Origin of the sequence: Polaromonas sp. A23, assembly GCF_002001015.1 — a bacterium.
GTDB lineage: Bacteria > Pseudomonadota > Gammaproteobacteria > Burkholderiales > Burkholderiaceae_C > Polaromonas.
Genome location: NZ_MUNO01000017.1, coordinates 97348 through 107500, shown reverse-complemented (window position 1 = coordinate 107500; position 10153 = coordinate 97348). Strand labels below are relative to the sequence as shown.

Here is a 10153-nt window from a genome sequence, read left to right as displayed (position 1 = left end):
AAATTTGTTTTTCTCTCTGAAGGCCGTTCCGGCTGATGCTCGACTCCTGAAAGGAAGTCATTCATCAGCTGAGCCAGTGACTATAGCACGGGTTTTCCCGACAGTCGACTAACCGTCTAACTTTTTGAGCAAGTCATGCACAACAGCCTGCGCCCTCTTCAGAGCAGCACCAGCGGTAGCGCGCGCTGGCGCCGCCCCGTCAAGGCAAACAAGGCATTCGCAACGGCAGGTGCCAGCGGAGGCACGCCCGGTTCGCCAACGCCGCCCGGTGCCCGGGTACTTGCCACCATATAAGTGAGGACCTTCGGCGACTGCGCCAGCCGCAGCATCGGATAGTCGGGGAAGTTCTTCTGCTGCACCACGCCCTGGTGGATATCCACACGCCCATACAGAGCAGCCGTCAGCGCAAACACAACCGAACTCTCCATCTGTTGGGCCACGATTCCTGGATTGACCACCGTCCCGCAGTCGATCGCGCAGACAACGCGATGCACCCGCAGCTCGCCGTTGAGCAGCGACACTTCGGCCACTTGCGCCACGATGGACCCAAAAGATTCGTGCAAGGCGATACCTCGGGCCTGACCGGCGGGCAAGCTGGTTCCCCACCCAGCCTGGCTCGCCGCGAGATCCAGAACAGCGAGATGCCGCGGCGCATTCTTAAGCAGCTGGCGCCGCAGGCCCAGCGGGGCCTGGCCGGTTTCAGACGCCAACTCGTCAATAAAGCTCTCCGAGAAGAACGCATTGTGCGAATGCCCCACCGATCGCCAGAAGCCCACGGGAACACTTTTACGGGTGGCCACGTGCGACATGTGCTGATGGTCAAAGGCATACGGCAAGTCAAAAAGCCCTTCTGCCGTCGTCTTGTCTGGGAGATCCACCGGGCCAGCCAGCGCAGGCAACCCCCGCTCCAGCCAGCGCGGACTGATGGCATCACCGGCAGACCTGATGCGCAAGCTGACCGGCAGACCGCTTGCGTCCACCGTCGCAGCCAATCTGGCCACGTGCATGGGACGGTAGAAGTCATGAGTGGTGTCTTCTTCACGCGACCAGATCAACTGGACCGGACGACCGCCGCAATCCATCGCCACCCTGACCGCCTGGGCAACGTAGTCCACCTCCAGTCGCCGTCCGAAGCCACCCCCTAAAAGAGTGACTGTCACGCTGACGTCCTCTACCGGCACGCCAGCCACGCGAGCGGCAATCCCCGCCGCCATCTGCGGCACCTGCGTCGGCGCCCACACAAGCACCTTTCCATCCCGGACCTGGGCCGTGCAATTCATGGGCTCCAGCGTGGCGTGCGCCAGATAGGGCGCGCGATACAGGGCTTCTATCTTGCGGTTACCACCGGCTTCCGCCTGCGCAACAGACCCTTGCTCATGGAAAGTGAAGTCGCCCTCTCCCTGAAGGGCATCTTCCAGCTCCCGCTCAATCTGACGGGAATCGAGGGAGCCAGCCGGACGCTGCTGCCATTCCACTGGCACGGCCTGCGCAGCCTGCTGGGCTTGCCACCAGCTTCGTGCCACCACGGCAAAACCTGCGGTGGAGCCGGCATAGGCAGGCAGAGGCACAAACCGCTCCACCCCCGGCATGGCCAGCGCGGTACCGACACCCACGGTGCCGGGTGCGCCGCCCAGCATGGGACACAGGCGAATAGCCGCGTACAACATGCCGGGCCGACGCACATCCAGCCCGAACTGCGCCGTGCCGTCCACTTTGGCAGGAATATCCTTGCGCGGCTCGTTCTGGCCAATAAGCTTCCAATCCTTGCGCGCCTTCAGGGTGACTGTGCCGGGCGGGGTGGCGGCAGCAAAGCGGGCCAGCTCCCCATAGTGAGCTGATGGACCCGACGCATGCGAAACCACGCCGTCCTTGACTGTCAATTCATCCACCGGCAGGCGCCACTGCAGCGAGGCGGCGCCCAACAAGGAAGCGCGCGCGGTGGCCGCAGCGGTGCGCATCACCACCCAGGCATCGGCCACACTGCTCGAACCCCCGGTGGCGTTGATCCCGAGTTCACGCGCCAGCTTGCTGACCACCCATTCGCCCGCCTGGACCTTGGCCGGTCGCTCTTCGAATTCAAACGGATGAAAAGGCAGGCCGGCCATCAGCATGGCGACATTGCCGTAAATGGTGTCCACACCAGCCTGCTCTATATGAACACGCACAAGCGGCATGTCGAGCTCTTCAGCCACCAGCATGGGCAAGGCCGTGTGCACACCCTGGCCCATTTCGCTGCGCGGCATGGCCACCACCACCGAGCCGTCAGACTTGATCTTGATCCAGCCGTTCAGGGCGACCTGGCCTTCGGCCGGCGGCCAAAGCCGGCCGGAACCTGTGCGCGAACGCGGTGGCAAGGCGCCCCAGCCCACGATCAGGGCGCCGGCGGCGCCCGCCGCGCTGAGCAGCCAGGTTCTTCTTTTCATGATGACTTGGCCCCCACGCTTTTCGCTTCGCGTAATGCGCTGCCCCCCCGGGGGGCTAATTTTCCTTGGGGCGGCCCGGCGGAAAATTGAGCCTTAGATGTCGGGCCCTTGCCAGCGGGCGCCACGCTCGCGGCCCGCTTGATCGCCAGCCGGATCCGCTGGTAGGTGCCGCAGCGACAAATATTGGTCATGGCCGCGTCAATGTCGGCATCGGTCGGTTTTGGCGTCTTTTCAAGCAAAGCGGCTGCCGCCATCAGCATGCCGGACTGGCAGTAGCCGCATTGCGGCACCTGCTCGGCAATCCACGCCTGCTGCAGCACATGCGGTTTGGCCGGTGTGCCCAGCGCCTCGATGGTCTGAATGGTTTTGCCAACCAGAGTCGCCGCTGGCACCACGCAAGACCGGACGGCCTGCCCGTCCACCCGGACAGTGCAGGCGCCGCAGGCGGCCACACCACAGCCGAACTTGGTGCCCGTCATATTGAGCAGGTCGCGCAGTACCCACAGCAAAGGCATGGCCGGGTCGGCCTCCACCTGCACAGCCTGGCCGTTGATTTGTAATTCCATAAACAGCTTCCAGTGATGTCGAGCGAGCGCTTCGGCAGCCTTCCCGCCGCTGATGTCCATTGCACTATAGCCATCCGGCCGCATCCCCCAAAGCCCGAAAACCAGCATGCGAAATGGCACACCCGGATAATCCCTGACAACATGGCATTAATTACACTTCTGGACGCCCAACTCGCTTTTGGGCACGTCGCACTGCTGAACCACGCAGATTTTTCACTCGAACCCAACCAGCGCATTGGCCTGATCGGCCGCAACGGCACCGGCAAATCTTCCCTGCTCAAAATCCTCGCCGGCCTGGAAAAGCCTGACGACGGCACCTTGCAGCTACAGCAGAACCTGCGCATCGCCTACGTTCCGCAAGAGCCCAGCCTGGACCCGCACGCTACTGTTTTCATAGCTGCCAGCGCAGGACTGGCAAGGACAAGGCACGTGGTTGAGCAATATCTGGCAGCCGACGAACACACCGACCTGGACGCACTGCAGTCGGAAATCGAGGCTCTAGACGGCTGGAACTGGGAGCAGCGCGTCGAGGAAACCCTGCATCGCCTGCATCTGGACAAAGACGCCATCGTCGGCTCGCTCTCGGGCGGCACCAAAAAACGCGTGGCGCTGGCGCAGGCGCTGGTCGCCAAGCCCGACGTGCTGCTGCTGGACGAACCCACCAACCACCTGGACCTCGATTCGATCGCCTGGCTGGAGGAACTGCTGGTCAATTTCAACGGCAGCATCATCACCATTACCCATGACCGGGCCTTCCTGGACCAGGTCGCCACCGTCATCGTGGAGTTGGACCGCGGCAAGCTGCTGAGCTACCCCGGCAACTTTGCGCAGTACCTGGTGCAAAAAGAAGAACAGATGGCACAGGAAGCCGTGATCAACGCCAAGGCTGACAAACTGCTGGCCCAGGAAGAGGTGTGGATCCGCAAGGGCGTGGAAGCGCGCCGCACCCGCAGCGTGGCACGCATCGGCCGGCTCGAAGCCCTGCGCGACAACCGCGCGGCACGGCGCGATGCCGTCGGCCGCGTCAACCTGGACGTTTCCAGCGGCGAGAAAAGCGGCAAGATCGTGGCCGAACTGACCGATGTGAGCAAGAGCTTCGGCCACCCGGGTGCCGAAAAAATCATCGTCAACAAGTTCACCGGCACCCTGCTGCGCGGCGACAAGGTTGGCCTGCTGGGGCCGAACGGCGCCGGCAAAACCACCCTGCTCAAGCTGATCCTGGGCGAACTGCAACCCGACGTGACGACGCCACCCGGCAAGATCCGCCAGGGCGCGAACCTGCAGGTTGCCTACTTCGACCAGATGCGCGACAGCCTGGACCTCGACGCCACGCTGGAAGATTTCATCAGCCCCGGCAGCGAATGGGTCGAGATCAACGGCCAGAAAAAACACGTCAAGAGTTACCTGACCGATTTTCTGTTCTCGCCGGCACGCGCCAATTCACCGGTGCGTACGCTCTCGGGCGGCGAGCGCAACCGCCTGCTGCTGGCACGTCTGTTTGCAAGGCCAGCCAACGTGCTGGTGCTGGACGAGCCGACCAACGACCTGGACATCGACACGCTGGAACTGCTGGAAGACCTGCTGCAGAACTATGAAGGCACCGTGTTCCTGGTCAGCCATGACCGGCGCTTTCTCGACAACGTGGTCACCAGCACCATTGCCTATGAAGGCACGCCCGAGAACCCGGGCTTCTGGCGCGAGTACGAAGGCGGTGTCACGGACTGGCTCACCCAGTCGAAACGGGCGGCGCAAATCACCGGCAGCGGCAAAACCCCGGCTGCAGCCTCCAGCGCCAAAAATACAAGCAAAAATACCTCTGAGTCCAATAAGGACGGGCGCGAGCAGCTATCAAAAAAGAAGCTGAGCTACAAGGAACAGCGTGAACTCGACGGTCTGCCGGCGTTGATCCAGCAGCTCGAGTCGCAGCAGAAAGCCATCACACAGGAGTTGTTCGACGGCACGCTTTACACCAGCAATGCCAAGCGCGCGGCTGAGCTGAATGCCCGCAACGCCAAGATCGAGGAAGAACTGATGGCGGCCCTGCAGCGCTGGGAAAACCTGTCCACCTAGGAGTCTGGGCGGCAGAAGGGACGTCGGCTGCAAAGCGACCGCGGCGGTCCATTTTTCACCGGCTTTTTGTCCCATAGCTACGGCTATGGGACTGCAAACCCGGCAAAAACTGTCCTCGCCGGGGCCGCTTTTCGCTTCGACGCCTTCTGCCGCCCAGACTCCTAGCACTGCCGCACCCGCCGCAGGTCGCAGCCGGGTGTCGGGCAAACCGCCTACAAAATCTTGCGCCCGCGTCGGGCCATGCCGCGGCCTTTGAAACAGCCGCTCACGCTAAAGTGGCTGCATCCTCCAAAGCCGCTTCATGCACCTACGTACGCTGTCTCATGCCCGCCTGTTTTCCACTTCCTGGCGCTGCGTCGCCCCGCTGATGCTCGGCGCCTGGCTGGCCGGCTGCGCCTCTCTGCCCAGCGAAGTGGACCGGCCGGTCTCGAGCGCGCTGGCCAACCCGTCGGAGACCCGGCTGGGCCGGGCCGTGCAGGAGCGGGCAGCCCGCGCGGGCACCCGCAACGACTCGGGGTTTGCCCTTGTCAACAGTGCCGAACTCGCTTTCACCAGCCGCATGGCCCTGATAGACGCGGCGCAGAAAACACTGGACATCCAGTATTACGCGATCCACATGGATGAAACCACCGAGCGCATGTTCGACGCCCTGCGCACGGCTGCCGCACGCGGAGTGCGCATACGCATCCTGCTCGACGACTTCAACACCGTCGGCAAAAATGCCCAGGTCCTCAAGCTGGCCTTTGAGAAAAACATCGAGTTGCGGCTGTTCAACCCGCTGCCGGGCGGACGCCGCTCGCTATTTTTCCGCATCCTTGGCTCGCTGAAAGACATGGACCGCGTTCAGCGCCGCATGCACAACAAGATTTTTGTCGCCGACAACGCGGTCGCCATCACCGGCGGGCGCAACCTGGGCGAAACCTATTTCGGCCAGGGCGAGGGCACCAACTTCATCGACGCCGACGTACTGGCCGCCGGCCGCATCGTGCGTGAACTCTCGCGCAGCTTCGATCTTTACTGGAACAATCCGCTGGCCTATCCGGTGCAGTCGCTGATGACGGCCAAGGAGATAGAGGCGCTGAAACCGCCGCCGGCCGCGGCCCAGCCAGGCGGCACGGCAGCATCAGGCACTGGCGAAGCTAGCGGCCCGCCTGCACCCGCACCGCGCAAGGCCACCGCACTCAACGCTTCGGCCAACACCCCGGCACCGCTGCCAGCCAGCACCAACCTGGCATTGCTCGAGTGGACCTGGGCACCGTCCGTTCTGCTGGTCGACAAGGCCTCCAAGATTGCCGCCGACGCTGACGCCGTGGAAGCGGCCCAGGACACCACGGTCGACGGCCTGCTGCAGCTGATGGCAGAAGCCAGAAGCGATCTGCTGATCGTCTCGCCTTATTTCGTTCCCGGGAAACGCATGATGGCGCAGCTCGCAGCGATTCGGCAGAAGGGCGTGCGTATCCGCGTGTTGACCAACTCGCTGGCCTCCAATGACGCACCGGCGGCCCACGTGGGTTACGCCCGCTACCGCAAGGCACTGCTGGACTTGGGCATCGAGCTGTATGAAATGCGCGCCGAACAGGAAGGCACCCTGAGCAGCTTCAACTCCCTGGGCAGTTCCGGGTCGGCCGGCGGCTCGCGCGCCAGCCTGCACTCCAAGGTGGTGGTCCTGGACGATCAGCTGCTGGTGGTCGGCTCTATGAACCTGGACCTGCGCTCCCAGCTGCAGAACAGCGAGGTGGCGCTCGTGATCCGTAGCCGCAAGCTGTCGGCCGAAACCACGCGCCTGATCGAGCCAGCGCTGAGCAAGGGCGCTTACAAGGTGGAGCTGCAGGACGGCCTGCTCGTCTGGCGCGCACCGCAAGGCTCGCAGCTGAAAGATTCCCGCACGGAGCCGGACGCGAGTCTCGGCCTCAAGCTGATGCTCATGCTGATCGGGCCGTTTGCGCCGGAAGAGATGCTCTAGGAGCCTGGGCGGCAGAAGGCGTCGAATCGAAAAGAGGCCTCAGCGAGGACAGTTTTTACCGCCCAGGCTCCTGGATCCCCTCGCTAGTGTCCTGTCCCACAAATAAAGGCGATATGAAATCGCCCATTCAGCCGCCATGCGGCGTTACTCGTCGTTGCCATAGCTACGGCTATGTCGCCTCCTCGCGCCTTGCCTGACAGCTGACTGGACAATTTCATTTCATCACCTTATTTGCGGGACAGAACACTAACGCTTGTTGATGTTTTGGGCAGTTTGCCCTTTGGCAATCGCGATAGTTCGCTATCAATTACACAGCATCTCAACCCGGTTACTCGGGCTGAATCCCGGCCCCCTGGATGATCTTGCCCCATTTCACCGTCTCTGCCGCCTGAAATTTACGCAACTCGTCCTGGCTGCTTGTGAAAATCTCGGTGCCGCTGCCTTTGAAGAAAGGCGCTGCCGTGCTGCTGCGGGCGGCCTTGACCAACAGTTCGTTCAACTTGGCAGTGACATCGGCCGGTGTGCCCGCCGGTGCATAGGCGGCAAACCAGTAAGTCATCTCATAACCTTTCACGCCGGCCTCGGCAATGGTCGGCACGTCAGGCGCCAGCGGTGAGCGCTGCCGTGTTGACACCCCGAGCGCCTTGAGTTTTCCGGCCTTCACCTGCGGCAGGCCCGTGGCCATGTCGGTGATCATCATGTCGATCTGGCCGCCCAACAAATCAGTCACGGCGTTCGGGTTGCTCTTATACGGAATGTTCAGAATGTAGGTGCCTGTCATCTGTTTGAACAGCTCGACCGCCACCAGGCTGGACGAGCTGCCGCTGCCAAAAGACAGCTTGCCGGGTTTGGACTTGGCCAGCGCAATGAACTCACCCACATTGCTGACCGGCAAGGCGGGGTTGACCACCATGATCTGGCCACCCCGCCCCAAGGAGGTCAGCGGCGTGAAATCCTTGATCGGGTCGTAGGGCAGTTTTTTGTACAGATGCTGGTTGGCGGCCTGCGTGGTGTTGGTTGCGATGAGGACGGTGTAGCCATCCGGCCTGGCCTTGGCCACTGCCTGCGCACCCAGGATGCCGGAAGCGCCGGCCCTGTTCTCCACCACCACGCTGGCTTTGCTGTCGTTGCTGAGGGCCTGGCCCAGCGCCCGCGCCAACTGATCAGTGGCACTGCCGGCGGCGAAAGGCACAACGAAGGTGATCGGTTTGTCGGGAAAGCCCTGCGCTTGCGCGAGCACCGGCGCCAAAGCGCAGGCAGCCGTGATGGCCAGCACGACAGGACGAATGCGCGTATTTGTGAGTGTTTTCATGGTGTCTCCTTCTAGTTAAAAAAATCAGCCGGGGTCTGGCCCTGCCAGCAAGGCGGCCAGTGCAGCAGGAACCTGTATCGGCAAGTCCAGCAGCCAGAACGACAGCGCCTTGCCATGAGTGTCGAGATTGAGCGCATCGTTGACGCCGCCATCGAGCACGTCGTCCAGCACAAAGTTCATGGCCCAGAGCATCGGCAATTCATGGCGCTGTACGCGGCTGGGCCGGCGATGCGCGAAGTGCTGCGCCACGACGGCCTCCGTCACCTGGGCCAGCAGCACGGGGTAGAGGTCCGGGTGCCAGGCAATCACGCTGATGTTGGAACGGTTGCCTTTGTCGCCAGTACGCCCGTGGGCTGCGCGGTAGAGCGGAACGGTGATCATGTCGGCGCTCATGCCAGGTTCCCCAGCATTTCAAAATATGCTGGCACCGCCTCGCGCGGCACCAGGCACGACAGCGTGTTGAGCCGGGGGGTCAGCGAGGTGCGCACACCGCCACCACCCGCCGGACCGCAGCAGTACAGCGCAGTCACTTCGCGCGCCAGGCGTTCGGCCTGCGCTCGGTCGGTGTGGGTGGCAGCCACGCGCAGGCGCACGTCGCGCGCATCGCCGGCCGCCGTCGCCGCTAGCAAACCGCCGTCGTCGCCCCCCATGATGCTCATGGCACCTATCAAATCCACGCGCAGGTTCAGCCCCTGCAGTCGCTGGCGCAACACATCGGCGGCCAGGCGCGCGCGCGCTTCGGCACGCGGACCAGCATAGGAAATTTCACCTTCCGCGAGCCAGCCGCCTTCATGGCAGACATTGACCTTCAGGCTGGCCGGCCGCGCATGGCCGCGCACCCCGCGCAGGGCCACGCGGTCCGGGCCCAACTGCTCGATCTCCGCGGCACTGATGTCCGCCACCACATCGGGCGTGAGGTAGGCGGCCGGGTCGTGCACCTCGTACAGCAGTTGCTCCTTCACGCTGGCGAGGTTGACCAGACCGCCGGTGCGCGCCGCCTTGGTGATGACGCAGTGGCCGTCGGCGTCGATCTCGGCAATCGGGTAACCAAGAGCATGCAGGTCGGGCACCTCCTTGTAACCGGGGTCGGCGAAGTAGCCGCCGCAGACCTGCGCGCCGCATTCCAGCAAATGCCCGGCCATGGTCGCGCGCGCCAGTTGGTCCCAGTCGTCGGCGCGCCAGCCAAAGTGCGACATCGCCGGACCGACGGTCAGCGAGGGGTCGGCTACGCGCCCAGCCACCACGATCTGCGCGCCAGCGTCAAGCGCGGCAGCAATCGCCTCGGCACCGATGTAGGCGTTGGCGCTGACCATCCGGATGTTGTCGATCAAACCCCCCAGCTGTTCGCGCAGTAACGCACGATGCGATTCGCCCGAGACGTCGTCACCGCCGACCACGGCAATCCGCGGCTGCGCCAGGCCCAGCTCGCCGGCCATGCGCTGGATATGCCGTGCAGCCGCCAGAGGGTTGGCCGCGCCAAAGTTGCTGACGATGCGTATGCCGTGCTGCAGGCAGCGCGCCAGCACCGGGCGCAGCATGTCGTCGAGCAGCGGCTCATATCCGGCATCGGGGTCGACGCGGCGGCGCAATTGCGCCAATGCCAGCGTGCGTTCGGCCAGGGTTTCAAAAATCAGGAACGCTGGCCCGCCGCGTGCAATCAGCGTGTCCACCACCGCTCCGGCCGCATCCACACGGTCGCCGGAGAAACCGGCAGCGCAGCCAATCAGCAGAGGGGAAAGGGAAGACGCTGTCATGGGTAATGGAAATTTGGCCCAACTCTAGGCTTGCCCTGTTCATTTGTAAAATAGAAAATACGTAT

General features: G+C 63.4%; 7 protein-coding genes. 2 read left to right on the top strand and 5 right to left on the bottom strand.

Annotated features, from left to right (window positions below; translation table 11 throughout):
• Positions 1-158 precede the first annotated feature (158 nt).
• Both B0B52_RS07990 and B0B52_RS07985 read right to left on the bottom strand, forming a co-directional pair.
• A complete protein-coding gene (locus B0B52_RS07990; RefSeq protein WP_077593097.1) occupies positions 159-2423 on the bottom strand; it encodes a molybdopterin cofactor-binding domain-containing protein in 2265 nt (754 codons plus the stop codon).
• Positions 2420-2989, bottom strand: a complete 570-nt coding sequence (locus tag B0B52_RS07985) for a (2Fe-2S)-binding protein (protein WP_077593258.1) — start codon at positions 2987-2989, stop codon at positions 2420-2422. Before B0B52_RS07985 ends, B0B52_RS07990 begins: the two co-directional genes overlap by 4 nt.
• Positions 2990-3130: 141 nt before the next feature.
• Between B0B52_RS07985 and B0B52_RS07980 the strand changes: the two genes are divergently transcribed.
• Both B0B52_RS07980 and B0B52_RS07975 read left to right on the top strand, forming a co-directional pair.
• Positions 3131-5059 (top strand): ATP-binding cassette domain-containing protein, encoded by a 1929-nt coding sequence (locus B0B52_RS07980; RefSeq protein WP_077593096.1) that lies wholly within the window; start codon positions 3131-3133, stop codon positions 5057-5059.
• Between the two features lie 367 nt (positions 5060-5426).
• A complete protein-coding gene (locus B0B52_RS07975; RefSeq protein ID WP_254425668.1) occupies positions 5427-7022 on the top strand; it encodes a phosphatidylserine/phosphatidylglycerophosphate/cardiolipin synthase family protein in 1596 nt (531 codons plus the stop codon).
• Positions 7023-7350: 328 nt separating this feature from the next.
• Here B0B52_RS07975 and B0B52_RS07970 read toward each other — a convergent pair whose 3' ends face one another.
• The 3 genes from B0B52_RS07970 to B0B52_RS07960 are packed head-to-tail and all read right to left on the bottom strand — an operon-like array spanning position 7351 to position 10088.
• A complete protein-coding gene (locus B0B52_RS07970) occupies positions 7351-8334 on the bottom strand; it encodes a tripartite tricarboxylate transporter substrate binding protein (RefSeq protein WP_077593095.1) in 984 nt (327 codons plus the stop codon).
• A gap of 24 nt (positions 8335-8358) precedes the next feature.
• Positions 8359-8727 (bottom strand): hypothetical protein, encoded by a 369-nt coding sequence (locus B0B52_RS07965; RefSeq protein WP_077593094.1) that lies wholly within the window; start codon positions 8725-8727, stop codon positions 8359-8361.
• Positions 8724-10088, bottom strand: coding sequence for an acyclic terpene utilization AtuA family protein (locus B0B52_RS07960; protein WP_077593093.1), 1365 nt, complete (start codon positions 10086-10088; stop codon positions 8724-8726). The genes B0B52_RS07965 and B0B52_RS07960 overlap by 4 nt, the downstream gene beginning before the upstream one ends.
• Positions 10089-10153 lie beyond the last annotated feature (65 nt).

What these genes read in the sequence shown, in the direction of transcription:
- B0B52_RS07990 (WP_077593097.1), bottom strand. Translation starts at nt 2,423, where the DNA reads ATGAAAAGAAGAACCTGGCTGCTCAGCGCGGCGGGCGCCGCCGGCGCC.
- B0B52_RS07985 (WP_077593258.1), bottom strand. Translation starts at nt 2,989, where the DNA reads ATGGAATTACAAATCAACGGCCAGGCTGTGCAGGTGGAGGCCGACCCG.
- B0B52_RS07980 (WP_077593096.1), top strand. Translation starts at nt 3,131, where the DNA reads ATGGCATTAATTACACTTCTGGACGCCCAACTCGCTTTTGGGCACGTC.
- B0B52_RS07975 (WP_254425668.1), top strand. Translation starts at nt 5,427, where the DNA reads ATGCTCGGCGCCTGGCTGGCCGGCTGCGCCTCTCTGCCCAGCGAAGTG.
- B0B52_RS07970 (WP_077593095.1), bottom strand. Translation starts at nt 8,334, where the DNA reads ATGAAAACACTCACAAATACGCGCATTCGTCCTGTCGTGCTGGCCATC.
- B0B52_RS07965 (WP_077593094.1), bottom strand. Translation starts at nt 8,727, where the DNA reads ATGAGCGCCGACATGATCACCGTTCCGCTCTACCGCGCAGCCCACGGG.
- B0B52_RS07960 (WP_077593093.1), bottom strand. Translation starts at nt 10,088, where the DNA reads ATGACAGCGTCTTCCCTTTCCCCTCTGCTGATTGGCTGCGCTGCCGGT.